This window comes from Novosphingobium mangrovi (assembly GCF_022818885.1).
Taxonomy (GTDB): domain Bacteria; phylum Pseudomonadota; class Alphaproteobacteria; order Sphingomonadales; family Sphingomonadaceae; genus Novosphingobium; species Novosphingobium mangrovi.
Map to the genome: position 1 here is coordinate 1 of NZ_JALHAT010000018.1, position 24,577 is coordinate 24,577.

The window sequence follows — 24,577 nt, forward strand, 5'->3', positions numbered from 1 at the left end:
CGCCGCCACCGCCGCCGCGCGAGCCGCCACGGTCGTCGAAACCGCCGCCGCCACCGCCGCCGAAGCGGTCACCGCCGCCTCCAAAGCGGTCGCCCCCGCCGAAACGGTCACCACCGCCGAAACGGTCCTGTCCGGCAAAGAAGGGATCAAATTCGTCCTCTCCGAACCGATCCCGCTTGTCGCGTCCCCTTCCGCGACGACCTCTATCAAAACCCATGTTTACGAACGTACCTTCGATGCGCCCTAGTAAGCAGTCACCCGTACACGTGGACGAACCGTGCCGAGAGTCAGCCAGAGTTACCTGCGATTTCCGCAATCGCTCTGCTGCGATTAGGATTCATACACGAGTCTTGGCCCGATAGCGAACGGAATTACGCGCCAATTCGGTCCGGCACCGACAGTCTGCGCCGTTTGGGCGCGAAATTGGGGGTTGCCAGCAGCCCTGACTCACGTTTGATGGGCGAATCATTTCCGCGTCTTACGAGGCGCAAAACGCCGGCCGGAGGCTCGAATCCATGTTCGCCAAAATTACCGATTCCATGTACGCCAGCCCGCAGATCGACACGTCCGCGATTGCCGAGGCAAAGGCCCTGGGCATCACGCTGATCGTCAACAACCGCCCCGAAGGCGAAAGCGACGACCAGACGCCCGGCAGCGAGATCGAAGCGGCAGCCAAGGAAGCGGGGATTGCCTACACGGCCATCCCGATCACCCACGGTGGTTTCAGCGAAGGCCAGGTCGACGCGATGATCGCCGCGCTCGAAAGCAACGAGGGGCCGGTCCTGGGCTACTGCCGTTCGGGCACCCGCTCGACCCTCCTGTGGTCGCTCGCGCGCGCCAAGTCGGGTGACAATCCTGGCGTCATCGCCGCACAGGCCGCAGCGGCAGGCTACGACATCTCGCCGATCCGCCAGATCGTCGACGTGCTGGCGGCCAGCGCGAAGGGCTGACGCAGTTAGTTCAGAAAGGACACGAACACGGTTTCAAGGGGCCATCGCCCCTTGACCACAGAATCGGCGACCTCACCTTCCAGCGCCAACGCAGCGCCCGGCAGGTGAGGTCGCCGATTCTGGGAGCCCGAGGGCAATGGCTCTCGGACCACATCCTTCAGGTTGTCCGCTTTTCGAAAGCCTGACGGCGCTTCACAGGGCGAGATCGCCCTGCTCGCCCGTGCGCACACGCAGCACCTCGGCGAGGTCGAACACAAAGACCTTGCCATCGCCGATCTCGCCCGTACTGGCCGCTTCGCGCAGGATTCCGATCACCGTGTCGGCAAACGCATCCGAGACCGCGATTTCCAGCTTGATCTTGGGCAGCATGTTCGAGGTGTACTCCGCGCCTCGGTAGACTTCCGTCTGCCCCTTCTGGCGCCCGACGCCGCTCACCTCGGATACCGTCAGGCCCGACACGCCCGCCTTGTCGAGCGCGGCCTTCACTTCGGTGAACTTCATCGGCTTGATCACGGCGGTCACGAATTTCATGGCAGTTCCCCATCCTGCTTGGCCCTGGCTCGATCACGGTAGCTTAGGGACTGCACGAGAGCCGTCAATCCATCCAGAATTCCCGGAAAACCCCACGAAAAAAGGGCCGGCGCATACGCGTCCGGCCCGGAAAGGTTGTGTTCGCAGGAGGAACATAGTGAGGCTGCGGCGACGGCCTGCGCCGCCGCAGCCAATTCGGTAAGATCAGTTGTAGGCGCGCTCGCCGTGCTCGCCGATGTCGAGACCTTCGTGCTCGACCTCTTCGCTGACGCGCAGGCCGGTGATCAGCTTGGCGACGAAGATGGCAATGACGGTGCCAACGCCCGCCAGCAGGATCGAGACGATCACCGACTTGAGCTGGATCCAGACCTGGGTCGCCATCACGAAATCGTCGCCGCCCGGGCCGCCGAGAGCCGGCGAATAGACGATACCCGTACCGATCGCGCCGATCATGCCGCCGACACCATGGATGCCGAACGCGTCGAGCGAGTCGTCATAGCCAAGAGCGGGCTTCACCTTCGAGACCATGATGAAGCAGACGATCGAGGCGACCGCGCCGAGCACGATAGCACCGAAGGGGCCCGAGTTGCCCGCCGCCGGGGTCACCGCGACGAGGCCGGCGATGATACCCGAGCAGAAGCCCAGGGCCGAACCCTTGTGACCCGCCAGACGCTCGGCGAGCATCCAGAACAGGCCTGCCGCGGCGGTCGCAACGAAGGTGTTGATCATGGCAAGACCCGCGGTGCCGTCGGCTTCGAGCTCGGAGCCGGCGTTGAAGCCGAACCAGCCCACCCACAGGAGGCCGGTGCCGACCATGGTCAGCGTCAGCGAGTGCGGAGGCATGGGCTCCGTCGGGAAGCCCTTGCGCTTGCCGAGAATGAAGCAGGCCACGAGAGCGGAGACGCCGGCGTTGATGTGGACAACGGTGCCGCCTGCGAAATCCAGGGCGCCCCAGCCGAACATCAGACCACTGGTCCCCTCGCCGCCGTCGTACCAGACCATGTGCGCGATCGGGAAATAGACAATGGTGAGCCAGACGATGACGAACACCATGGCCGCCGAGAACTTCATGCGCTCCACGGTCGCACCGAACACCAGCGCAGCCGTGATGGCGGCAAACGTCATCTGGAAGCTGATGAAGACGTATTCCGTGATGACTTCGTCACTGAACGTCGCCGCGGTCGAATCCGGGGTCACGCCAGCAAGGAAAACCTTGGAGAAGTTCGAAATGAACGCATTGCCCTCGCCGCCAAAGGCCATCGAGTAGCCGTAAATCACCCAGAGAAGCATCGCGACAGCCGCCGCAGCACCAACCTGGGTCATGGTCGAGAGCATGTTCTTGGAGCGGGTGAGGCCGCCGTAGAACAGGGCCAGGCCCGGCAGGATCATGAGCAGGACGAGGATCGTCGAGGTCATCATCCAGGCGTTGTTGCCGGGGTTGGGTACAGGCGCCGCCGCGGCAGCTTCCTGCGCAAAGGCGGGGATGGCGGCGAACAGCGACGCGGTGAGAGCGCCTGCGCCGCCGAGAATCGTGCGGTTCATGTTGGTTAGCCTCCTCAAAGCGCCGTATCGCCGGCCTCGCCGGTGCGGATGCGCACGGCAGACGCGAGGTCGAGAACGAAGATCTTGCCGTCACCGATAGCCTCGGTGCTGGCGACCTGCTGGATGGTTTCGACGATCTTGGGCGCCAGTTCGTCCGGCGCGGCCACTTCGATCTTCACCTTCGGCAGCATGTTGGTGGAGTATTCCGCCCCACGGTAGATTTCGGTCTGCCCCTTCTGGCGCCCGAACCCCTTCACTTCGGAAACGGTCATGCCCGCGACCCCGATCGCGCCAAGCGCTTCTCGAACTTCGTCGAGTTTGAAGGGCTTGATGATGGCTATGATGAACTTCATGCCTGTCCCCTGTTTGCTACCGGCCCCACGCCGGCTGAAAACAGGTCAGCAAGTTCTATGCCAATTCACCTATTCGGAGATTTACGCCGCTTAACGCACCGGCAACGCTATTTTCGGCTGGCGCGAAGCCCGATTCCTGTGCAGCTGCCTATTTTTTAGGCAGATCAAGCGCAGCAAATACAGGCAGGTGATCAGATCCTATCGCGGAAAGCGCACTGCGATGGACATTTGTTCCACGAACTTCCCACCCTTCGGATATAATGATGCGGTCCAGTTGGGCCATCGGCCTGCGCGAGGGAAAACTCCGCCCCGGTGCCAGCACCCGCCAATCCTGTCCGAACTCGCGGAAACAGCCCTTCTGCGACCACTCATTGAAATCCCCGAGCAATACAGTGGGACATTCCTCGCGGCACTGCGCAATGTGATGGAGTACGCGGCGCACCTGCTGCCGACGACGGAGCCCTGAAAGATCAAGGTGCATGCCGACCACGCGAACCCTGCGCCCTTCCACCGCAAGATCGGCGCGCACCGCCCCGCGCGGCTCCAGCACGGGCAAGTCGACGGGCGCGGCCTCAAGCAGCTCGATCCCCTTGCGCACCAGCAATGCGTTTCCGTGCCAACCCAGGCTGTCGGGCTTCATCGAAAGCGGAACCGGCGTGTAGTCGGTCGCGGCGTGAATGGCATCGAGCGGAAGCGCGGCCATGCGACGCCCGAACCGGCGGTCCACCTCCTGCAGCGCGACGATATCCGCATCGACTTCCAGCAGGATGCGCAGGATCCGCTCGTGGTCGCGCCGCCGGTCGAGACCGACGGCCTTGTGGATGTTGTAGCTGGCAAACGTGAGCGGCACGAGGGCTCCCTTCCCGGCATCGGACAGGCCTTGCCAAGCTAGGAACAGAGCGCTTGCTTGCAAGACCTTTCCCTAAGCAAGCCCCGGGAAGGCCACGAGTTCCGCCCTCAGCGCTCCTTGGTCGCGCTGAAGGTCAGTTCCGGGTTGCGCTCCTGCTGGTAGTTCACGTCCCAGGCCGAGCGCGCCATGAACACGAGGTCGCCGTCGCGGTCGCGCGCAAGGTTCATCTTGTTGAAGCTCTCGAAATCGTCCAGCGCCTTGTCGGTGCCCTTGATCCAGCGCGCGGTATCGAAGGGCGAGGCTTCAAGCATGGCCTCGACCTTGTACTCCGCCTCAAGCCGCGAGATCAGCACTTCGAGCTGGAGCTGGCCGACCACACCCACGATCCACTGCGCGCCGATCTCGGGATAGAAGACCTGGATCACGCCCTCTTCGGAGAGGTCGTCGAGCGCCTTTCGCAGCTGCTTGGTCTTGGTCGGGTCCTTGAGTGCCACGCGCCGCAGGATTTCCGGCGCAAAATTGGGCAGGCCGATGTAGCGGATCTTGTTCTTCTCGCTCAGCGTGTCGCCCACGCGCAAGGTGCCGTGGTTGGGAATGCCGATGATGTCGCCCGGCTCGGCAGTGTCGGCGATTTCGCGGTCCTGCGCGAAGAACATGATCGGCGAGTGGACCGCGATCGCCTTGCCCAGCCCGGACGGGGTCAGCTTCATGCCCCGCTTGAAGGTGCCCGAGGCGAGGCGCATGAAGGCGATGCGGTCGCGGTGCATCGGGTCCATGTTGGCCTGGACCTTGAAGATGAAGCCGGTGACTTCCGGCGTCTCGGGATCAATCGGCCCCTCTTCGGTCGGCTGCGGACGCGGCGGCGGGGCATATTGCGAGATGGCCTCGATGAGCTCGGTCACGCCGAAGTTCTTGAGCGCGGAGCCGAAGTAGACCGGTGTCAGATCGCCCGCACGGTAGGCCTCGAGATCGAAATCGGGATAGCCGACCTGGGCCAGCTCCATCTCCTCGGCGACTTCTTCGGGCAGCTCCACGTTCTCGTCGACCTTGCCGAGGAACTCCTTGCTGGGGCCCTCGGGGCGGCTGACCTTGCCGCTCTCGAGATCGTAGATGCCCTGGAACAGGCCGCCCATGCCCACCGGCCAGGACATCGGACACACGTCGAGCGCGAGCATGTCAGCCACTTCATCGAGCAGGTCGAAGCAGGCCCGGCCCTCGCGGTCGACCTTGTTGATGAAAGTGATGATCGGCACCGAGCGCAGGCGGCAGACCTCGAACAGCTTGCGGGTCTGCGGCTCGATACCCTTGGCCGCGTCGATCACCATGATGGCCGAATCGACCGCGGTCAGCGTGCGATAGGTGTCTTCCGAGAAGTCCTCGTGGCCCGGGGTGTCGAGAAGGTTGAAGGTCACCGTCTCGCCATTCGCGTCGGTGCGCTCGAACGTCATCACCGAGCTCGTCACCGAGATGCCGCGCTGCTGCTCGATCTTCATCCAGTCCGAACGCGCCCGGCGCGCCGCGCCGCGTGCCTTGACCTGTCCGGCAAGGTGGATCGCGCCGCCTTGCAGCAGCAGCTTTTCGGTCAGCGTGGTCTTACCGGCGTCGGGGTGCGAGATGATCGCGAAGGTACGGCGTGAATTGCTCATGCGCGGGCCTTTACGCGCCCTGCCCCGGTATCGCAACGCCGGGACAGCCAAGAAGGCGAGCGGGAGACCCCCGCCCACTCAAAAACCTCGGCGGATCAACCCTCTTCGCGCGTGACCTTGAAGCCTGCGAAGGACTGACTGACCGGCATCAGCTCCAGCGTATTGATGTTGAGGTGGGCCGGCAGGCTTGCAACCCACAGGATCGTCTCGGCAATGTCCGCGCCCGTCATCGGGTTCGCGCCCTGGTAGAGATCGTCCGAGGCCTTCTGGTTGCCGCCAGTGCGCACAACCGTGAACTCGGTTTCGACCATGCCCGGCTCGATCGAGGTGACGCGAACGCCCGTGCCTGCAAGGTCCGAGCGCAGGCCGAGCGAGAACTGGCGCACGAAGGCCTTGGTACCGCCGTAAACATTGCCCCCGGTGTAAGGGTAGGTCGCCGCAACCGAAGCCAAGTTCACGATCAGCCCCTTGCGCTCGATCAGCATGGGCAGGAGCTTGTGGGTGAGCGAGACCAGCGCGGTGACGTTGGTGTCGATCATGGTCTTCCACTGCGCGAGATCGCTCTCCTGCGCCGGGCTGGTGCCCAGCGCGAGGCCGGCGTTGTTCACGAGGCAGTCGATCCCGGCGAAGTCGGCGGGCAGCAGCGCCAGCGCCTCGTCGCGTGCAGCTTCATCGCAGACATCGAAGGCGCAGGCGTGGACGTTGTCCGCGCCCAGTTCCTTGACCAGATCGGCCAGACGGTCCGCGCGGCGGCCCGTCGCCACCACGCGCCAGCCCGCCTTTACCAGCGCGCGCGCGGTGTCCGCACCGATCCCCGAGGTTGCTCCGGTCACGAGGGCAGTCTTCATGGGGATCTCCTTGGCACGTTTGGGGCGGTAGAATTCGTCAGGCGGCGCACCGATCCGGTGCGCCGTGCTCCCCAAGTACCTCATTGCGCGCGGAAAAGCACTCCCGCGCGCGCCACTTCAGCCCGCGTCGAGAACCGCGATGTGCAGCTCGAAGAACCGGGTCTGGCCTGCCGGCACCGAGACCACGCCCGGCTTCTCGCGAAAATCGCCTTCAAAACCGACCGGATCAGCGATGCCCTGCCAGGGTTCGATGCACAGGAAGTCCGCGCCGGGCTTCTGCCAGATGCCGAGCATGGGGAGCGCGGGGCTCTTGATCGCGATGCGCGGGCCGTTGGTCGGGCCGAACTTGACCACGCGGCTGTTGAGCTTGTCCCAGATCAGCGCGTCGGCCTCGAACAGCTCGGGGCGCGGCACGAAGGAATTGCCCTTGATCGGCGAGTGCTTGCGGTCGGCCAGCAGCAGGCCGGTGTCAGGATCGAGACGGCGGATGCGGTGCGGCTCGTCCTCGGAGAAGACGATCTTGTGGTCCTCCTTGGCGCCCGCACCCGGCAGCGGCCAGGCGAAGGCGGGGTGGAACCCGATGCTGAAAGGCATCGGCACCTCGCCGCAGTTCTGCACGCCCGCGCCGATCACCAGCTTCTTCTCGATCAGCCGGAAATTGACATTGAGCTTGAACTCGAAGGGGTAGACCGCGCGGGTCGCATCGCTCGCGCCAAGGCTGAACATGACGCGTTCCTCCTCGGCGATCAGCACCTCGAACTCGCTGTGCCGGGCAAAGCCATGGCGCGGCAGTTCGTATTCGGTGCCGTTCAGGCGATAGCGCCCGTTGTTGAGCCCCCCGACGATCGGGAACAGGATCGGCGCGTGACCGCCCCAGAATTCCGGATTACCATCGGTCATGAACTCGCGCCCCTCGCCATCGACGAGGGACCACAGTTCGGCTCCCAGCGGGTTGATCCGGGCCGTCAGGTCCCCGGAGCGGATGGTGACCAGTTCACTGTCCGACACGCGCGCGTCTCCTGTCCGTTCGTTGCCTTGCTGCGCGTCAGCCGCGCAGCGTGGCTCCGAGCTTGGCGGCGGCCTGCGTCACCTTCTCGCTGATCGCCTTGAGGTCGGCCTCCTTGTAGCTCTTTTCAAGCGGCTGGAGCGTGACTTCAAGCGCGAGCGACTTCTGGCCTTCGGGCACGCCCTGGCCGCGGAAATCGTCGAACAGGCGAGCCGCGACGATGTTCGCCTTGTCCGCGCCCTGTACCACGCGCACCAGATCGGCGGCGGGAAGCTCGGCGGGGACGAGGAAGGCGAAGTCGCGCGTCACCGACTGGAGCGCGGGCGGAGTGTAGGAGGTGCGGGTAAAGCTCGCCGCCCCCTTCTTGCCCGGGATCGCATCGAGGAAGATCTCGACGAGAGCCACGCTGCCCGCGATGTCGAACTGCTTGGCAATGGCCGGGTGCAGCATGCCAAAGCGCGCGAGCACATTCTTGGGACCAAGGCGCAGCGTGGCCGACTGGCCGGGGTGGAACTGGGGGCCCGCCTCGCCCATGACCTGCAGCTTCTCGACAGGCGCACCCGCCTCAGCCAGCAGCGCCATGGCTTCGGCCTTGGCGTCGTAGGCGTCGAAAGCGACGGCCTTGCCGGTGGCCCAGCCACGCGGAGTCTTGTCGCCCGCCAGGATAACGCCAAGCGTCAGGCGCTCATCGCTCGCCCCGCCCTTGCCGCGCAGGTAGCGACGGCCCAGTTCGAACAGGCGCAGCGAGGAGGACCCCCGGTCCAGGTTGCGCTTGGCCGCCGAAATGAGGCCCGGCAGGAGCGAGGGACGCATTGCCTTCAGGTCTTCGCTGATCGGGTTGGCCAGAACCCAGAGCTTTTCCTCGCCTGCAAAGGCCTCGGCCTCGGCTTCGGGAAGGAAGGACCAGGTCACCGCCTCGTTGAGACCGCGCGCAGCGGCTGCGCGGCGCACGCGGCGCTCCAGCTTCTGCGCCGGGGTCGCGGTGGGCTGGGCCACGCCATCCGCGCGCGGCAGCGCCACACTCTCGATGTTGTCGAGGCCGAAGATGCGCACGACTTCCTCGACGATATCGGGCGCACCATCGACGTCCGGACGCCAACCCGGGACGGTCACCGCCCAGGCCTTGTCGTGGCCCGCCTGTTCGCCAACGACCGAGAAGCCGAGGCTTTCCAGGATCGCCTGCTGCTGCTCGGGCGCGATGACCACACCGCCAAGGTCCCCGGTGAGCGCCGGATCGAAGTGGACGATCTTGGGGCTTGCGGGCGCTGCGCCCACGCGCACGACCTCGGACGCCTCGCCGCCGCACAGCGACTGGATCAGGCCGGTCAGGAGGTTCAGGCCGGTGTCGAGGAAGGCCGGGTCGATGCCACGCTCGAAGCGCGCACGCGCGTCCGAGGTGAGGTTGAGCGCGCGGCCCGTCAGCGCGATGCGCTGCGGATCGAAGTAGGCGATCTCGAGGAGAACGTCGGTGGTCGCATCCTCGCAGCCCGAGTGCTCGCCGCCCATGATCCCGGCAATATCGTGGACGCCCGCCTCGTCGGCGATCACGGTCATGCTGGCGTCGAGGGTGTATTCCTTCTCGTTCAGCGCGGTGACCTTCTCGCCCTCGGCAGCGCGGCGCGCGGTGATCGCGCCGCTCAGCTTCGCAAGGTCATAGGCGTGGGCCGGGCGGCCGTAGGCCAGCATCACGAAATTGGTGGCATCGACGAGCGCGGAAATCGGGCGCTGGCCCGCGGCCTTGAGGCAATCCTGCAGCCACTGCGGCGAAGGGCCGTTCTTCACGCCCTTGATGACGCGGCCATGGAAAGCCGGGCAACCCTCGGCGTCCTCGATACGAATCTCGACCGGGCACGGGAAGGTGCCGGCCACGTCTGCGGCATCAATCGACTTGAGCGTGCCGAGACCGGCGGCGGCGAGGTCGCGCGCGATGCCGTAGACGCCCATGCAGTCGGGACGGTTGGGGGTGATCGAGACGTCGATGACCGGATCGGCGCCGTGATAATCGGCGAAGGCCATGCCCACCGGCGCATCCTCGGGAAGCTCGATGATGCCTTCGTGCGCATCGCCCAGTTCCAGTTCGCGCACCGAGCACATCATGCCGTTCGATTCGACACCGCGAATGGCCGACTTCTTGAGGACCATGCCGTTGGCCGGAACGCTGGCACCAGGAAGCCCGAGCACGCCCAGCATTCCTGCGCGCGCGTTGGGCGCGCCGCACACGACCTGCAGCGGATCGCCCTCGCCGGTGTCGACCGAGAGGACCTGCAACTTGTCGGCATCGGGATGCTTGGCCGCGGTCAGCACCTTGGCGACGCGGAAACCGGCCAGCTTCTCGGCCGGGTCCTCAATGCCCTCGACCTCGATGCCGATGCGGTTGAGAGTGGCCGCGACATCCTCGATGCCGGCGTCGGTCTCAAGGTACTTCTTGAGCCAGGAAAGCGAGAATTTCATCGTATCTAGTCCTCTTTTTCCGCTCAGGCCGGGGTGCCGACGCCACCCGAGAGGGTCGGCACGTCCATGGCGGAAAAACCGTAATGCGAAAGCCAGCGCACATCGCCGTCGAAGAAGGCGCGCAGGTCATCCATGCCGTATTTCAGCATGGCGAGGCGGTCGACGCCGGTGCCAAAGGCAAAGCCCTGCCATTCGTCGGGGTCGAGCCCGGCCGCTTCGATGACGCGGCGGTTGACCATGCCCGAGCCGAGCACTTCCATCCAGGCATGGCCCGGCGCATCGCCCGAACCGCCAACCACGCGGCGTCCGTTCTCCTGGCTGTAGCCCACGTCCACTTCCACCGAGGGCTCGGTGAAGGGGAAGTAGCTGGGGCGCAGGCGCAGAACGATGTCGTCGCGCTCGAAATAGGCCTTGAGGAAGGTCTCCAGCGTCCACTTGAGATGGCCAAGGTGAATGCCCTTGTCGATGACGAGGCCTTCGACTTGGTGGAACATCGGCGTGTGCGTGGCGTCGCTGTCCGAGCGGTAGACGCGGCCCGGCGCGATGATGCGGATCGGCGCGCCCTTTTCGATCATCGAGCGGATCTGCACGGGCGAGGTGTGCGTGCGCAGCAGCATCTCACGGCCCTTCTCGTCCCGGTCGGGGAAGTAGAAGGTGTCGTGCATCGCGCGCGCGGGGTGCGTCTCGGGCATGTTGAGCGCGGTGAAGTTGTGCCAGTCGTCCTCGATCTCAGGACCGGTCGCGACGGCAAAGCCCAGGTCCGCGAAGACTTCGGCGAGTTCATCCATGACCTGCGAGATCGGGTGGACGGACCCACGCGGCGTTTCGGGCGCGGGGAGCGAGAGGTCGATCGTCTCGGCGGCGAGGCGCGCTTCGAGCGCGGCGCTTTCAAGCGCGTCCTTGCGCGCGGCGATGGCGCCCGTCACGCTCTCGCGCAGGGCGTGGATCCTGGGCCCCTCTTCCTTGCGCTCGTCCGGGGTCATCTTGCCCAGGGTCTTGAGCAGGCCCGAGATCGAGCCCTGCTTGCCCAGGAACTCGACGCGCAGGGCTTCCAGCGTATCGAGATCCCCGGCCCCTTCGATGCGCGAAAGGGCGTCCTGGCCTGTTGCTGCGTAGTCCACGTCGAGTTCTGCCTGTTCTTTGGTCAATGTCCTGAGCGGGGTCCTTTAGGAGCCTCTCCGGCGAAGCGCAACGATGGAGCGCCCGCCGATCAGGCGACCAGCGAACGCGTGCCGCCGCGCGGGCCCACTTGCTCGACCATGTAGCGCGCCCGCTCTTTCAGCACAGCATCGACGAAAGGCTTGGAACGATGGCTGTATTCGGAGGGCGTCATGCCCATGAACTCGCGAAAGTCGCGCACGAACTGGGCCTGATCGCAGTAGCCCGGATCGAGCGCCTCGATCCACTTTAGCGAAGGGTCGGCTGCAAAATGCGCAAGACTGCGCAGGAAGCGCTGGCGGCGCAGCAGGAGCTTGGGCGGAAAGCCGAAGGCGCGCTGGCACAGCCGCTCCAACGTGCGGCGCGTGACACCGGCCCGTTCGGCGAGCCCCTCCACACTACTCACCTCCGGATCCAGGATCGCCTCGTAGGCCGCCGCAATCGTGCCTGCGGCCGGGTCGTCGATCGGCTCCAGCCCCATGAAAAACTCGGTAATCCGGCACAGCTCACCCTTCGGATCAAGCGCACCCGATGCGAGCGTGTCGGCCAGGGGGCGGAAACGTTCGAAGGCCGGATCGGCCATGCCGTCGACAAGGCGGTTGGCATAATCGCGCGCAGGCTTGCCCACGAGCAGCGCCCAGCCCAGCGGGTGGATCAGCACGCCCCACTGCCGCACGCTGCCGGTCCGCACATAGGCTTCCTGCGAGCGCGCGCCGGACACCACGAAACGCGAACCGGGCAGAGCCTCCCCCGAACGGGTGGTGCCTCCCACAACCCCTTGCGCATTGAAACGCATGGTCGCCCAGTCCGGGAACATGAAGTCCTCGACCATCCCGCCATCGGACACGTCGATCTCGATCAGAAAGACGCTCGCAAAGTAGCGATGCAGTTCCGGAGCCACATCTAAGTAATTAGCCGTAACTTTACAGCGTGCCGTCATGCACGACCCATAGCCGAGAAAGTTCTGGCGGTTAAGTAAAAGTTACAAGGGTTAAAAGGAGGGTAAGTATACCCCTAAAGGAAAGGGCGCGGACATTGCTGCCCGCGCCCTTGCGCTTCGTCCACGGGAGGCTCCGAAGAGACGCCCCGTATCCGATCCTATACTTACGCCGGAAGCGCGGCCTTGGCCTGCGCGATCACGGTCGAGAACACCGCACCCTCGTTCATGGCGAGGTCGGCCATGGTCTTGCGGTCGAGCTCGATGCCGGCGAGCTTGGCGCCGTGCATGAACTGCGAGTAGGTCAGACCTTCGTTGCGGACAGCTGCGTTGATGCGCTGGATCCACAGGGCGCGGAAATTGCGCTTCTTGACCTTGCGGTCACGGTACGCGTACTGGCCAGCCTTTTCGACGGCCTGACGGGCAACGCGGATCGTGTTCTTGCGACGGCCGCGGTAACCCTTGGCCTGATCCAGAATACGCTTGTGCTTGGCACGGGTGGTAACACCACGCTTGATACGGCTCATTGGTCAGTACTCCTCAGTTGAGCCCGTAGGGCGCCCACTTCTTGATCGTCTTGGCATCGGCGTCGGAAATGACCTCGGTGCCGCGATTCTGGCGGATGTACTTGCCGTTGTGGCTGATCAGGCGGTGGCGCTTGCCGGCAACGCCGTGCTTCACCTTGCCGGTGGCGGTGAGCTTGAAGCGCTTCTTGACGCCGCTCTTCGTCTTCAACTTGGGCATTTTCGTCTCCTTTACAGGGACACGTTCGGTCGACCCTGGCAGCCCTTGTCGCCAGGCCGACCCGCGAATCTCTTTGTGAAAGACTCAACCGTGTCGATTGAAGGGCGGCCCATTACCGGCCAACGGCACAGAAGGCAAGCCCCTCAGTGGCCGACCAGGACCATCGCCGCCCAGTTGCCGGGCTGTGCCCCGCCCTCAGGCCCGCGACCTGCGATGAGTTCGAGCTGCGCGTTCTGGAGCGCCCGCGCGGCATCGCGCCCCCTGGCGTGCTCCTCGACGGCCCGGACCACCAGTTGCGCGGCCACGTCGTCGCGTACCGGCCAGTGCGAGACAAGCAGCGAGCGCGCCCCTGCGTGCAGGAAGGCTGCGGCGAGCCCTGCAAAGATCGGCGCGCCCGGCGCCCCGCCACTGGCGGTATCGCAGGCCGAGAGAATGACCCAGTCGGCATCGAGACGCAGCCGCATGACCTCCGAGGCCATCAACAGGCCGTCCGCGGCCGCCCCCGCTCCCCGGCCCGGCGCGAGAACGAGCGCAGGCTCTTCAAGCCCGGCCCGCGTCCCACCCGCCAATCCGTGAACGGCGAACGCCAGGATGTCGTAGTCCTCCAGCGGCAGGGCCGCGAGAGCCTCTTCCCGAGCCCCCTCACCGACCAGCAGCGTGGCACGGTCCTGCCCGAACACGCTGGCCAGCGCCTCCAGTTCGCGCGCCGCGCCAGGCAGCGGCGCCAGATCGGAAAGATCCACCTCGGCCGAGCCCGAGGGGCTGCTCACGGGCGCCCCCACGCCGAGAAAGCGTTGCCTCCCCGCCTTGGACCGCCAAGCCCGCTTATCCGTCAGGAGCGAAGGCGCGACGCGAACACTGTGCCCGCGCACCAGCCAGTCAACCTGCGCCGGATCGACCTCACCTCCATCCCTGCCCACGCCTTCGCGCACAAGCAACGCCGGAGGCAGACCCGCCAGATCACCGCCCGCGAAATAGACAAGGTCGCGATGGGCCGCGAGGACATCGGCCAACTTTTCGGGGAAAAGCGCCTGATAGAGGCCAAGCGCGGCCTCGTAAGCGAAAGCGGGTGGCTCTCCGGCAATGGCCCGCGGCGAGGCCGGATCGAGCGATGCGCGCAGTATGCGCAGCTGCCCGCGCACGGCGCTGCGGGGCTGGGCCGACTGCCCCCAGCGAAGCCCTTCTCGCGTCACGAAAACCGTCAGGACGTGGTCTTCCAGAAGCAGCGGCGCGACAAGCGCCTCGCCTGGGGCAAGGCCCGTCCGGTAATCGGCAAGGGCGACCGGCTCGGGACGTCCAAGCGTGCGCAAACTCGGCACTTCGCGTTCAAGGCGTTTGCCCAGTCCAGCGATCTCGGTGTCGTTTGCGGCGATCTCGGCTGCAAGGCGTGCGGCGCGCGGCCCCTCCCCGGCCGAAAGCGCAAAGCTGTTCTCCCGTTCGAGCGCGCGGCGTCGATGCAGGCGATCCTGAAAGCTGCGCAGCAGATCGGCCGTCTGCGCGTCCCCCGCCGCAGCGCGCGCAGCCACTTCGCGGGTCACCACCACGATGTCGGACATGTTGGCAAGCTGGAGGTAGCGAAATGCGGCCTCCTCACGCCCCGTGCGCAAGGCCAGGTCCGCCGCAACGGCAAAGCCTGGGGCGAAGGTCGGCGCGAAACGGACCAGGTCGCCGCGGCTGGCGGTGGCGTCGAGGAGCCGGGTCTCGAGCCGCTGCGCGACGTCCTGCGCGAGAGCCCAGGCCTCCTCCTCCCGTCCCAGCGCGGCCAGGATGCGCGCCTCGCCGATCTCAAGCGGCATGCGGCGTACATCGTCCGCCTCGAAACGGCGGCGCAGGACAGTCATGGCCGGTGCGGCCTCGGCCAGGGCCGCGTGCGCATCGCCCTGCGCCAGACGCGTCAGCGCGCGCTCCATATGGGTGCGGGCGCGCTCGGGATCATCCTCGGGCAAGGCTGAGTCGACGATGGCCACAGCGGCATCCCAGCGCGCGCGGGCAACCGCGAGGTCCCCGCGCTCCTGCGCGGCATCGGCGGCATTACGCAAGGGGAAGGAGGCGCTTGCCGGGTCGCGACCGATGCTCGCCTTTTCGTGGAACTGCGCAGCCTCCAGCCAGAGCGTCTCGGCCTCCTCCAGACGCCCCAGACGCCGCAGCACGCCTGCATAGTTCGAAAGCGATATCGCCCGGTAATGCCAGCTTTCGGCCTGGTAGGTCCCCTCCAGTTCGACAACCCGCGCCAGCGCCTTCTGCGCCTCGGCATAACGTCCGGTGGTCAGGAGGATCGCCCCCAGGTTGCCGAGTGCCAGGGTCTGCAGCGGACTGTCCTCGGACAGGTGCGCGGCGGCATGGTTGGCCGCCCGCTTGGCCTCCGTAAGCGCCGCTTCGAGCTGGCCGACCATGAACAGGGTGCCCGCATGCGAGGCCATCTGGTTGACCACCGCCGGATCGGCCGGGTCCTGACATCGCACGGCAAGATCGGCCGCGATCCCGTATTCGTGCTCCGCCTCAATGTAGCGCCCCTGCGCGTAGGCGACCGTGCCAAGCCCGTTGTGCGCAAAGCTCGCTGCGGCCGATTGCGCCCCCGCCGTCGCCTCGGCCAGCACGAGCGCGCGGCGGGCGCTGGCCTCGGCCCGCGCAATCTGTTTCGTATCGGTCAGGATCGTTGCCATCACGGTCTGCGCATCGGCTTCAAGCGCGGTGCCCGTCAGGCCCGCCTGCGCGATCCGCGCGAGCGTCCGCTCGCCCACCTCCAGCGCGGCCTCCGCCTGGTCGGAATAGTCCAGCGACCAGGCCAGGCGGGTCTGGCCGCGCACCTCCCAGCGCGCGCCCACGCCGCCTGTTCGCTCCGCCCTTGCAAGGAGCGCGCGCCATTCGTCCGCCTGCCCCGCGCTATCGGCGTACCTGTCGCGCGCAAGGGCCCGTGCGAACGCCTCTTCCAGGGGAGTTCGCGGCGCAGGCTCGGCCGCGGGTCCGCTGCAGGCCGCCCATGCTGGCAACGCCACGAAGGCGGCCCAGGCCGCAGCTGCGATTCGTACCCCGATCCTCATCCTGCGCGCAGGTATGGAGGCTCGCCCTGTGAATACAAGTGGCCAGTGACCTCACGCCTGCCGAAAGGGCAAGGTCCCGGTTTCCTCCAGCCAGCGCGCGAAGTCCCCGCCGGGCAGTTCGAGGCTCCCGCGCGGCAGCGGACGTGCATAGAGATAGCCTTGCGCGTCCCGGCACCGACCATCGTCCAACCGGGCGCCGATCGCCGCGCGCCGGTACTCGCCCGCCCCGTGCGCCCGGGGGCAACAGCCCTCGTAGGCGTCGAGTTCGCCCAGAGTCGCGCGCGTAAAGGAGGGCCGGGCCGCGTAGAGCATCCCTGCAACCCATCCCGGACCGGGCAGAAGCGCGGGATACCACCCGTCAGGATCGGGGATCGCAACAAGGCGCCCACGCACCTGCGCGGGCCCCAGCGCCCGAAGGTGGGCATGGATCCGACGCGTCAGCGCGGTCTCCATGCCCGCAAGCAATGTACCGTAAAAGAAGAAGCGGCGCGGCGCGTTCACCCCCGCGTCCCCTTGCGCGCCGCAGGGCAGCGCGCGCTCAATGGTTGCAGACCATCGCCTCGACCACGTCCTCCATGCGCGCCGGATCGCCAAGCGCCAGCACGTGCCCTTCCGAGGCCGCGTGCAGGGGATCGCCGTTCCAGTCGCACATCATGCCACCTGCCCCCTCCACGATAGGGACGAGCGCGGCCCAGTCGTAAAGCTTGAGGCCCGCCTCGCAGACAAGGTCGATATGGCCCGAGGCGAGCAGGCCGTAGTTGTAGCAATCCCCGCCCATGACCATGCGCTTGTGGTCGGTCTTGGCGGCAAGCGCCATGAAGTGCTCGCCCTGGTGGTTGTCGAAGTAGTGCGGGCCCGTCGTTGCCAGCACCGCATCCGACAGTTCGCGGCAGCGGCGCGTTTCGATGGGCTTTCCATTGAACGTGGTGACCCGCCCGCTCGCGCCCACCCAGCGCTCGCCCAGGATCGGCTGGTCGATCACGCCCAGCACCGGCCAGCCATCGACGAGCAGCGCAATCAACGTGCCGAAGATCGGGCGGCCCACCACGAAGGAGACCGTGCCATCGATGGGATCGAGCACCCATTCGCGCCGCGAAGTGCCCTTCTCGGTGCCGAATTCCTCACCCGTGATGCCGTCCTCGGGCGCTTCGGCCCGCAGGATTTCGCGCATCGCCTCTTCGGCGGCGCGGTCCGCGACAGTCACGGGCGAGGCATCGCCCTTCTTCTCGGTATCGAGATTGGCGGCGCGGAAATAGGGGCGAATAGCCTCGCCGGCCGCATCGGCAAGGCGCAGGGCGAGGGCAAGGTCCTGTTCGATCGTCATGGCGGCCCTGTTCTCCCAGCATCCCTGCAAGGTCAAGACTATGGTGCAACCGTTCCTGCGCGATTGGCGCTTGTCGCTCGGCAAATCACCGACTAGGCCGAAGCGAAGGGAGCGGATTACAAGGGTTGGAATTGATGCAGAAAAGGGCTCCCGCCTTCGACCCCCTCATCGTTCCCGCGTTCGGGACCACGCCTGCCGGACAGCCCCTGTCCTACAATCGCGCGCCCTCGCGCGATGTTGCGCCGTGGATCGGCCGGATCTACATCAGCAAGGTCGATCTTCCCGAGGGCTACACCCTGCAATGCAGCCAGTTCAACGACATCGCATGTCTGCGCCTGCAGCTTGCGGGGCACTGGGGCGCGAAGACCGCGAATGGCTGGGAAGAGTCGGAACGCTCCGCCTGCCTGTTCGGCCCGCAGACCCGTCCCATGCCGATCCGCGTCACGGGCAGCTTCACCAGCATCGGCGTTGCCATCCGGCCCGGCGCATCGACCGCACTGAAGGGCGTCCCGCTGCCGGGCATCATCGACCGGCTGGTGCGCACCGGCGACCTCGGCCTACCCGAAGATGAACTTCTTGCCCGCTTCGCGCCCGAGGGAACTCCCGAGGACTGGGCGCGCGCCCTGGAAGACCTGTTTCGCGAACGGGTGGAGGAAACCGGCGGCGCCGTGCCCGACCCCATCTCTGTCCAGTTCGAGCAACTGGCCTATCGCACGCCGTCCATGACCGTGGCGCAGGCTGCGCGCGACTGCGGGGTGGATCGGCGGCGACTGGAACGGGTGATCCTGCGCGACTACGGGCTACCGCCCAAGCAGGTCCTGCGGCGCGCGCGCGCGCTCGACATGGCCAGCCACCTGCGCGGGGTGGGCGACCGCTCCGAGACCGAAGCGATCATGCTGCGCTATTACGATGAAAGTCACCTGATCCACGAATTCGCGGATCTCTTCGGAGTTTCGCCCGGCCAGTTCGCCGCGACCGCGCAGCCGCTACTGACGCTTTCGCTCGAGGCCCGCCAGGCGCGGCGCCTCGAAGACCTCAAGCGAATTGCTCCGGGCGATGCACGCCCCTGGCAGAAGGCCCCCGCCTGAGGGCCTTCTGAGCAGATCAATCAGTCGAACAGGCTCGAAACCGAGCTCTCGTCCGCGATGCGGCGGATCGCCTCGCCCAGCAGCGGGGCGATGGTGAGGATGCGGATACGGTCGGAAGCCTGCGCGGCTTCGGTCGCCTGGATCGAATCGGTGATGACCAGTTCCTTGAGCGCCGAGTTGTTCACGCGCGAGACCGCCGCGCCGGAAAGCACGCCGTGGGTGATGTAGGCCGTGACGCTCGCCGCGCCCTGGTCCATCAGCGCCTGCGCCGCGTTGCACAGGGTGCCGCCCGAATCGATGATGTCGTCGATGAGAATGCAGGCGCGGCCCTGAACGTCGCCGATGATGTTCATGACTTCCGACTGGCCCGGACGGTCACGGCGCTTGTCGACGATGGCGAGCGGCGCGTTGTCGAGGCGCTTGGCGAGCGCGCGGGCGCGCACCACGCCGCCCACGTCCGGCGAGACCACCATCAGCGACTGGTCGCCGTAGCGGGCCTGGATGTCGGCCGCCATCACGGGGGCTGCGAACAAGTTGTCGGTGGGGATGTCGAAGAAGCCCTGGATCTGGCCGGCGTGCAGATCGACAGAGAGGACGCGGTCGGCGCCGGCTTCGGTCATCAGGTTGGCGACCAGCTTGGCCGAGATCGGCGTGCGCGGGCCGGGCTTGCGGTCCTGGCGGGCGTAGCCGAAGTAGGGAACGACTGCGGTGATGCGGCGCGCCGAGGCACGGCGCAGCGCGTCGATGCAGATCAGCAGTTCCATCAGGTTGTCGTTGGCCGGGTAGCTGGTCGGCTGGACGACGAAGACGTCTTCGCCGCGCACGTTCTCGTGGATCTCGACGAAGATTTCCTCGTCCGCGAAACGACGCACGCTGGCATCGGTCAGCGGCAGCTCCAGATAGGCGGCAACCGCACGCGCCAGCGGAAGGTTGCTGTTACCCGACATGATCTTCATTGCGAATCCCCGAAAAATGCCACTCGTGAGGCCAGAACGCGCCCGCCCTTAGTGACCCGTCACCCAAATGCAATAGAGACACCCCGCTTTTTTGCGCGTCGCAAACCGCTGCGCGCGGCGTGTCCCTTTCCGCAAAAAGGCCGGATCCACCTGCGTGGAACCGGCCTTTTTCGTTCACTGTCAGAACGCTGCGCTCAGATCGCGTGCTCGCCCTTGATCCAGCGCACGGTGCCCGAGCTGGCGCGCATGACCACGCTCTCGGTGGTCAGCTTGCCGTTCTTGAAGTGCTTGACGCCGTCGAGCAGCGAGCCATCGGTCACACCCGTCGCCGCGAAGATGCAATCGCCCTTGGCGAGGTCTTCCAGCTTGTAGATGCGGTTGAGGTCCTCGATGCCCCACTTGCGGGCGCGCGAACGCTCGTCGTCGTTGCGGAACAGGAGGCGTCCGTTGAACTGGCCGCCCACGCAGCGCAGGGCCGCCGCCGCCAGCACGCCCTCGGGCGCGCCGCCCGAACCCATGTAGATGTCGATGTTGGTGTTCTCGTCGGTGGTCGCGATGACACCGGCCACGTCGCCATCGCCGATCAGCACCACGCCGCAGCCCAAGCCACGCAGTTCCTCGATGAGGTCGGCATGGCGCGGACGGTCGAGCACGCACACGATGATGTCGCCCGGCTCCACGCCCTTGGCCGCCGCAACCGCCTTGACGTTCTCGGTCGCGCTCTTCTCGAGGCTGATCACGTCCTTGGGATAGCCCGGGCCCACCGCGATCTTGTCCATGTAGACGTCGGGCGCGTTGAGCAGGCCACCTTCTTCCGCGGCGGCCAGAACGGCCAGCGCGTTGGGACCGGCCTTGGCGGTGATGGTGGTGCCTTCCAGCGGATCGAGCGCAATGTCGATCTTGGGCCCCTTGCCCGGAGCGCCGCCGACCTTTTCACCGATGAAAAGCATCGGCGCCTCATCGCGCTCGCCCTCACCGATAACGACCGTGCCGTCCATGTAGAGTTCGTCGAAAGCCTTGCGCATGGCTTCGACGGCCGCCGCATCGGCCGCCTTTTCATCGCCGCGCCCAACAAGCTTGGACGCGGATATTGCCGCGGCTTCGGTCACACGCACCATTTCGAGGACGAGGACGCGATCGAGGACTTTACTGGCAGGGGTATGTTCAGACATGTTCACTCCGGATTAATCCGTGGAGGAAAGGTTTGCCTGCCTTAAACAGAGGAACCTGAGTTGTCGAGAAGACGAACTGTGCTTTTGGCGCTTGCCGCGCTCGTCCCGACCTCGGCGCTCGGCCAGGAAGGGGATAATCCCGCCGATTCCGAGGTTTCCGACGCGGACCGCGCAATTGCGGAAAAGATGCTGGGCAACGGCGGACGGGTCACCCGCGACCGCTCGCGCCGGGCGTGCCTGCGCACGATCCGCCAGGGCGAGATCATCGTGTGCGCGCCTGACGAGGAGGAATTCCGCATCCCCTCCACCGCCGAGGACGATCCTACTGGCGCTGCCGGAACCGACGATGGTCGCCTGCGTGCGCCCGACGTTGCAGGCGGCGGCATCTTCAAGGGCAAGGCGACGGCGAGCGGCATGTGCGTCGTCGGCCCCTGCCCGCCCGAGCAGCCGCTCATCATCGACCTTTCCGCCATCCCCGAAGCGCCCGAGGGCTCGGACGCGGACAAGATCGCCAAGGGACGTCTGCGGGTAAATTAGCTCCGCCCCCCCGGACACACAGGGGCGAAACACAAAAAAGGGGGGCGCGCCACGGACATGGCGCGCCCCTTTTTTTTTTGTATCTTGGCATGGGGCCGGGCCGCGAAGACCCGGCGCCGATCAGCTGCCCAGGATCTGCATCACCAGCGGCGGCGCGATCAGGCTGGCCGACCCATCTAGGATGCGCACCGCTTCCACGACGCCCGATTCGGGCCCCGGGTGGGTGACGATGGCGAGGATCACCTCGCCGTCCTGGTCGGGATCGCCCTTCTGGATCATGCTCTCGATCGAGACGCCCGCATCGCGCATGGCCGCGGTGATCTCGGCCAGGACACCTGGACGGTCGGGCACGGTGAAGCGGATGTAGAAGCTCGAGACGCGGTGGCCCGAGGCTGCCGGCTCCATCACTTCCAGTTCGGCCACGGGCATCGCGAAAGCCGGGCCCTTCTCGCCGCGCGCGACCTCGATGATGTCGGCCACGACCGCGCTCGCGGTCGGACCATCGCCTGCGCCCGCACCCTGGAACAGGAGGCGGCCGACGAAGTTGCCCTCAGCGACGATCGCGTTGGTCGGTCCATCGACGTTGGCCAGCGGATGGCCGGTAGGGACGAGGAAGGGACGCACGCGCTGGAACAGGCGCGGAGAGCCTTCTGCGGTATCAACCTCGCTCATGCCGATCAGGCGGATGACATAACCCAGATCCTGAGCCTGCGCGATGTCGGCCGCCTTGACCTGGCTGATGCCCACGCACTCGACCGCATCGAAATCGAGACGCGCACCGAACGCGATGGACGCAAGCAACGAGAGCTTGTGCGCGGCATCGATGCCCTCGACGTCGAAGGTCGGATCGGCCTCGGCGTAGCCCAGGCGCTGCGCATCGGCGAGCACGTCGCCGAAATCGGCGCCTGTGTCCTCCATGGTGGAGAGGATGTAATTGCAGGTGCCGTTGAGGATGCCGTAGACGCGCTCGACCGCATTGGCCGCCGCGCCGTCGATCAACCCGTTCACGACCGGAATACCGCCCGCAACCGCCGCCTCGAACTTGAGCGCGGCGCCCGCCTTCTCGGCGGTTTCGGCAAGTTCCAGCCCATGATGGGCGAGCATTGCCTTGTTCGCGGTGACGAGGCTCTTGCCATGGGCCAGCGCGGTGCGCGCAATGGCGAGCGCCGGGCCGTCCGAGCCCCCGACCATTTCCACCACGACATCGACATCCTCGCGCGTCGCGAGCTCGGCCGGATCATCGACCCAAGCGTAGGCAGAGAGGTCCACGCCGCGATCCTTGGTGCGGTCACGCGCGCTGACGGCGGTAATCTGCACCGGGCGCCGGGCGCGGCGGGCAATCAGCTGCGCATTCGTCTCGATCAGACGGACAACGCCCGTCCCCACGGTTCCAAGGCCTGCAAGTGCGATCTTCAGCGGTTCAGTCATCGGGTCCCCTTTCGGCCCCGGGCCCTAGGACAGCTGCACGCGATTTTCCAGCACCTTGCGCACGTGCCCTGCCCTTTGCCCGCAGACCGACCTTCGCACGCGGCCAAGCAGCCCAGCATCACGAGCGGTTGCGCGTGCACGGCCCCAACTGGCGGCGCACCGCCCGGTAATCGTCCTGCGCCTGGCGCTTGGCGTCATACCCCTGCGAAATATTGGCCCCCTGCGGCGGGTACTCGGGCAGCGCGCAGGCCAGACGGTACCATTCCAGCGTCTCGGGCGCGGGCGGGTGGGTAACATCGGCCACCAGTTCGGAGAACGAGGCGCCCCAGGCAACCGGCTTGCCCGGCTCATGGCGCACCGTGATCGAGGCGGCCGAACCGTCCTTGGTATTCAGGAAGATCTGGGTCTCCCCCTGCCCGGCCAGTGTCCCCGGGACATAGAGCAGTTCGCGCACGCCGGTGATCTCGCCGGGCGCATCGGGAGCGACCGTCTCACGCAGCAACCCGCGCAGCTTCGCGTCGAGCGTGGGCGTAAACAGGAGCTGCGAATCCGGCTCGATCAGCTGGACCTCACCCGAACGCCCGGGCACCGCGCGTGCAAAGAGAATGACCATCCGGTCCTTCAGGTCCTCACCCTTGCCGCGGGAATCGAGGGGCATGTCGACAAGATAGCGCAACGATTCGCCAATCGGCGAATTGCCAACCAGCAAGGCACGGGTGTCCGCCTCGACATAGAATCGCGCAATTCCCGGAGCCAGACCAGGCGCCCGTTCGGCCCCGAGACGGGTCATCCGGGTTACCTGCGCCTCGATCACCATGGGGGCCGAATCGGCCAGATCAGCAAGGTCCGCAAAGGTCACGTCCGCGCCCGGAGACTGCGGGTTAGCCGCAAGTGCGGGCCCGGCCTGAAAAACGAAACTCAAAGCGGCCAGACCCATCGTAAAAGGGCGTCGCACAGCAGGCATGAAATCAGACTCCGTAACAAATTCGCAATCTTATGAGACGTGAAAAGCCTTGCGGCAATCCACCTCACGATGCACCATGCGGTAAATGCAGCTTAATTGGAGGTTAACCCCACGCTCTGCGATTGGGCGTTGCGCAGGGGCACCTTCAACGCTAAGAAAACTGCAAAACGGGGCGATAAAACAAACATGCTCCGCGGTAAGCCTTGCTGTTGCGTGACAATCGCGAGGTGGACTGTCAGCCGTCAGGGTGGGTAATTTCGAATTTCGTCATGGGCTTCGCGTGCAGCGAGGGCCATCGGCGCCCTTGGACATGTGCTTTTTCGCGCATGGCCGGGGCTTGGTAATGGAGTGATGCGTCTGAATGGCTTACGCTGACCAGCAAATGAGTGGTAGTAAACTTACCACTATTGTCATCGTCGCCTTGATCCATGTGTTCATCGGCTATGCGCTGATCTCGGGCCTTGCCTATGAGGCAACTAAGAAGGTCATCAGCAAAGTGACCACCGTGGATATCAAGGAAGAACCCCCGAAGGAGGAAGAGCCCCCGCCGCCGCCTCCCGAACCGCAGCCGGATGTGCCGCCGCCGCCCGTCGTGGCGCCGCCGCCGCCGATCAACATTGCGCCGGCTCCGCCGCCGATCCAGACCGTGATCACGCCGCCGCCTGCACCGCCCGCTGTGATCACCACGGCTGCGCCGCCGGCACCGCCGGCACCGCCTGCTCCCCCGGCTCCTTCGAAGGCACGTGGTGCCTCCACGAAGAACGCGGGTCGCTGGGCCTCGCAGATCCAGCGCAACTACCCGAGCCGCGCCGCGCGTGAGGGTCGTGAAGGTCGCGTGGGTGTTCGCGTCACGGTGACGACCGAAGGTCGTGCCGGCAGCTGCCAGGTCACCAGCTCGAGCGGCAGCTCGGATCTGGACGAGGCAGCTTGCGAGGGCATGGAGCGTTACGCACGCTTCGAGCCGGCTCTCAATGCCGCCGGCAACCCGATCTCGAGCAGCTACTCGACCACGATCGTCTACCAGCTCAACTAAGCCCATTGATACAGGGCC

At 66.1% G+C, this 24,577-nt stretch carries 23 protein-coding genes and 1 pseudogene; 4 read left to right on the forward strand and 20 right to left on the reverse strand.

Features of this window, described 5'->3' with window-relative positions:
- Nucleotides 1–217: pseudogene (locus MTR65_RS11255) on the reverse strand (cold-shock protein); the annotation flags it as partial.
- A 298-nt stretch (nt 218–515) separates the two neighbouring features.
- On the opposite strand from MTR65_RS11255, the gene MTR65_RS11260 reads away from it, so the two are divergent.
- Complete coding sequence (locus MTR65_RS11260) at nt 516–950, forward strand: protein tyrosine phosphatase family protein (RefSeq protein ID WP_243800177.1); 435 nt, start codon at nt 516–518, stop codon at nt 948–950.
- A gap of 192 nt (nt 951–1,142) precedes the next feature.
- Here MTR65_RS11260 and MTR65_RS11265 read toward each other — a convergent pair whose 3' ends face one another.
- The 15 genes from MTR65_RS11265 to hisN all read right to left on the reverse strand — a co-directional run bounded on the left by MTR65_RS11265 (nt 1,143) and on the right by hisN (nt 17,381).
- Entirely contained in the window at nt 1,143–1,481 is a 339-nt protein-coding gene (locus MTR65_RS11265) for a P-II family nitrogen regulator (protein ID WP_226632318.1), read from the reverse strand.
- 204 nt (nt 1,482–1,685) lie between these two features.
- Nucleotides 1,686–3,023, reverse strand: coding sequence for an ammonium transporter (locus tag MTR65_RS11270; protein WP_243800179.1), 1,338 nt, complete (start codon nt 3,021–3,023; stop codon nt 1,686–1,688).
- A 14-nt stretch (nt 3,024–3,037) separates the two neighbouring features.
- Nucleotides 3,038–3,376 (reverse strand): P-II family nitrogen regulator, encoded by a 339-nt coding sequence (locus tag MTR65_RS11275; RefSeq protein WP_039389106.1) that lies wholly within the window; start codon nt 3,374–3,376, stop codon nt 3,038–3,040.
- Nucleotides 3,377–3,524: 148 nt separating this feature from the next.
- Nucleotides 3,525–4,226 carry an endonuclease/exonuclease/phosphatase family protein gene (locus tag MTR65_RS11280; protein ID WP_243800182.1) on the reverse strand — a complete coding sequence of 234 codons (702 nt, stop codon included), beginning with the start codon at nt 4,224–4,226 and terminating at the stop codon, nt 3,525–3,527.
- Nucleotides 4,227–4,333: 107 nt separating this feature from the next.
- Nucleotides 4,334–5,872, reverse strand: coding sequence for a peptide chain release factor 3 (locus MTR65_RS11285; RefSeq protein WP_243800184.1), 1,539 nt, complete (start codon nt 5,870–5,872; stop codon nt 4,334–4,336).
- A 95-nt stretch (nt 5,873–5,967) separates the two neighbouring features.
- Nucleotides 5,968–6,720, reverse strand: a complete 753-nt coding sequence (locus MTR65_RS11290) for an SDR family NAD(P)-dependent oxidoreductase (RefSeq protein WP_243800186.1) — start codon at nt 6,718–6,720, stop codon at nt 5,968–5,970.
- A gap of 117 nt (nt 6,721–6,837) precedes the next feature.
- Nucleotides 6,838–7,728 (reverse strand): aldose 1-epimerase family protein, encoded by an 891-nt coding sequence (locus tag MTR65_RS11295; RefSeq protein WP_226632313.1) that lies wholly within the window; start codon nt 7,726–7,728, stop codon nt 6,838–6,840.
- Between the two features lie 37 nt (nt 7,729–7,765).
- Nucleotides 7,766–10,177, reverse strand: a complete 2,412-nt coding sequence (gene pheT, locus MTR65_RS11300) for a phenylalanine--tRNA ligase subunit beta (RefSeq protein ID WP_243800188.1) — start codon at nt 10,175–10,177, stop codon at nt 7,766–7,768.
- Nucleotides 10,178–10,200: 23 nt separating this feature from the next.
- Nucleotides 10,201–11,298, reverse strand: a complete 1,098-nt coding sequence (pheS, locus tag MTR65_RS11305; protein ID WP_243800391.1) for a phenylalanine--tRNA ligase subunit alpha — start codon at nt 11,296–11,298, stop codon at nt 10,201–10,203.
- Between the two features lie 89 nt (nt 11,299–11,387).
- Nucleotides 11,388–12,236 carry a helix-turn-helix domain-containing protein gene (locus MTR65_RS11310; protein ID WP_243800191.1) on the reverse strand — a complete coding sequence of 283 codons (849 nt, stop codon included), beginning with the start codon at nt 12,234–12,236 and terminating at the stop codon, nt 11,388–11,390.
- A 203-nt stretch (nt 12,237–12,439) separates the two neighbouring features.
- Nucleotides 12,440–12,799, reverse strand: coding sequence for a 50S ribosomal protein L20 (gene rplT / locus MTR65_RS11315; RefSeq protein ID WP_039389117.1), 360 nt, complete (start codon nt 12,797–12,799; stop codon nt 12,440–12,442).
- Nucleotides 12,800–12,812: 13 nt separating this feature from the next.
- Complete coding sequence (gene rpmI, locus MTR65_RS11320; RefSeq protein WP_007012839.1) at nt 12,813–13,016, reverse strand: 50S ribosomal protein L35; 204 nt, start codon at nt 13,014–13,016, stop codon at nt 12,813–12,815.
- A gap of 143 nt (nt 13,017–13,159) precedes the next feature.
- Nucleotides 13,160–16,012, reverse strand: a complete 2,853-nt coding sequence (locus MTR65_RS11325; RefSeq protein WP_243800194.1) for a CHAT domain-containing tetratricopeptide repeat protein — start codon at nt 16,010–16,012, stop codon at nt 13,160–13,162.
- Nucleotides 16,013–16,108: 96 nt separating this feature from the next.
- Nucleotides 16,109–16,558 (reverse strand): gamma-glutamylcyclotransferase family protein, encoded by a 450-nt coding sequence (locus tag MTR65_RS11330; protein WP_243800196.1) that lies wholly within the window; start codon nt 16,556–16,558, stop codon nt 16,109–16,111.
- A gap of 37 nt (nt 16,559–16,595) precedes the next feature.
- A complete protein-coding gene (gene hisN / locus MTR65_RS11335) occupies nt 16,596–17,381 on the reverse strand; it encodes a histidinol-phosphatase (RefSeq protein WP_243800199.1) in 786 nt (261 codons plus the stop codon).
- 134 nt (nt 17,382–17,515) lie between these two features.
- Here hisN and MTR65_RS11340 point away from each other — a divergent pair, with 134 nt between their 5' ends.
- A complete protein-coding gene (locus MTR65_RS11340; RefSeq protein ID WP_243800201.1) occupies nt 17,516–18,469 on the forward strand; it encodes a helix-turn-helix domain-containing protein in 954 nt (317 codons plus the stop codon).
- Between the two features lie 20 nt (nt 18,470–18,489).
- Here the strand turns inward: MTR65_RS11340 and MTR65_RS11345 are convergent, their stop codons facing one another.
- A complete protein-coding gene (locus MTR65_RS11345) occupies nt 18,490–19,425 on the reverse strand; it encodes a ribose-phosphate pyrophosphokinase (protein WP_039389128.1) in 936 nt (311 codons plus the stop codon).
- Nucleotides 19,426–19,619: 194 nt separating this feature from the next.
- Complete coding sequence (glpX, locus tag MTR65_RS11350) at nt 19,620–20,597, reverse strand: class II fructose-bisphosphatase (protein ID WP_243800204.1); 978 nt, start codon at nt 20,595–20,597, stop codon at nt 19,620–19,622.
- Nucleotides 20,598–20,675: 78 nt separating this feature from the next.
- Here glpX and MTR65_RS11355 point away from each other — a divergent pair, with 78 nt between their 5' ends.
- A complete protein-coding gene (locus tag MTR65_RS11355; protein ID WP_226632303.1) occupies nt 20,676–21,134 on the forward strand; it encodes a hypothetical protein in 459 nt (152 codons plus the stop codon).
- Between the two features lie 120 nt (nt 21,135–21,254).
- Here the strand turns inward: MTR65_RS11355 and MTR65_RS11360 are convergent, their stop codons facing one another.
- Both MTR65_RS11360 and MTR65_RS11365 read right to left on the reverse strand, forming a co-directional pair.
- A complete protein-coding gene (locus MTR65_RS11360; RefSeq protein WP_243800206.1) occupies nt 21,255–22,562 on the reverse strand; it encodes a homoserine dehydrogenase in 1,308 nt (435 codons plus the stop codon).
- A gap of 118 nt (nt 22,563–22,680) precedes the next feature.
- Nucleotides 22,681–23,484 (reverse strand): hypothetical protein, encoded by an 804-nt coding sequence (locus MTR65_RS11365; protein ID WP_243800208.1) that lies wholly within the window; start codon nt 23,482–23,484, stop codon nt 22,681–22,683.
- A gap of 403 nt (nt 23,485–23,887) precedes the next feature.
- On the opposite strand from MTR65_RS11365, the gene MTR65_RS11370 reads away from it, so the two are divergent.
- On the forward strand, nt 23,888–24,559 hold the full coding sequence (locus MTR65_RS11370) for an energy transducer TonB (RefSeq protein WP_243800211.1): 672 nt from the start codon (nt 23,888–23,890) through the stop codon (nt 24,557–24,559).
- The last annotated feature ends 18 nt before the right edge of the window (nt 24,560–24,577 follow it).

Bases quoted from the DNA above. Each gene is read 5' to 3' on its own strand.
- MTR65_RS11260 (WP_243800177.1), top strand. From the start codon at position 516: ATGTTCGCCAAAATTACCGATTCCATGTACGCCAGCCCGCAGATCGAC.
- MTR65_RS11265 (WP_226632318.1), bottom strand. From the start codon at position 1,481: ATGAAATTCGTGACCGCCGTGATCAAGCCGATGAAGTTCACCGAAGTG.
- MTR65_RS11270 (WP_243800179.1), bottom strand. From the start codon at position 3,023: ATGAACCGCACGATTCTCGGCGGCGCAGGCGCTCTCACCGCGTCGCTG.
- MTR65_RS11275 (WP_039389106.1), bottom strand. From the start codon at position 3,376: ATGAAGTTCATCATAGCCATCATCAAGCCCTTCAAACTCGACGAAGTT.
- MTR65_RS11285 (WP_243800184.1), bottom strand. From the start codon at position 5,872: ATGAGCAATTCACGCCGTACCTTCGCGATCATCTCGCACCCCGACGCC.
- MTR65_RS11290 (WP_243800186.1), bottom strand. From the start codon at position 6,720: ATGAAGACTGCCCTCGTGACCGGAGCAACCTCGGGGATCGGTGCGGAC.
- pheT (WP_243800188.1), bottom strand. From the start codon at position 10,177: ATGAAATTCTCGCTTTCCTGGCTCAAGAAGTACCTTGAGACCGACGCC.
- rplT (WP_039389117.1), bottom strand. From the start codon at position 12,799: ATGAGCCGTATCAAGCGTGGTGTTACCACCCGTGCCAAGCACAAGCGT.
- rpmI (WP_007012839.1), bottom strand. From the start codon at position 13,016: ATGCCCAAGTTGAAGACGAAGAGCGGCGTCAAGAAGCGCTTCAAGCTC.
- hisN (WP_243800199.1), bottom strand. From the start codon at position 17,381: ATGACGATCGAACAGGACCTTGCCCTCGCCCTGCGCCTTGCCGATGCG.
- MTR65_RS11340 (WP_243800201.1), top strand. From the start codon at position 17,516: ATGCAGAAAAGGGCTCCCGCCTTCGACCCCCTCATCGTTCCCGCGTTC.
- MTR65_RS11345 (WP_039389128.1), bottom strand. From the start codon at position 19,425: ATGAAGATCATGTCGGGTAACAGCAACCTTCCGCTGGCGCGTGCGGTT.
- glpX (WP_243800204.1), bottom strand. From the start codon at position 20,597: ATGTCTGAACATACCCCTGCCAGTAAAGTCCTCGATCGCGTCCTCGTC.
- MTR65_RS11360 (WP_243800206.1), bottom strand. From the start codon at position 22,562: ATGACTGAACCGCTGAAGATCGCACTTGCAGGCCTTGGAACCGTGGGG.
- MTR65_RS11370 (WP_243800211.1), top strand. From the start codon at position 23,888: ATGGCTTACGCTGACCAGCAAATGAGTGGTAGTAAACTTACCACTATT.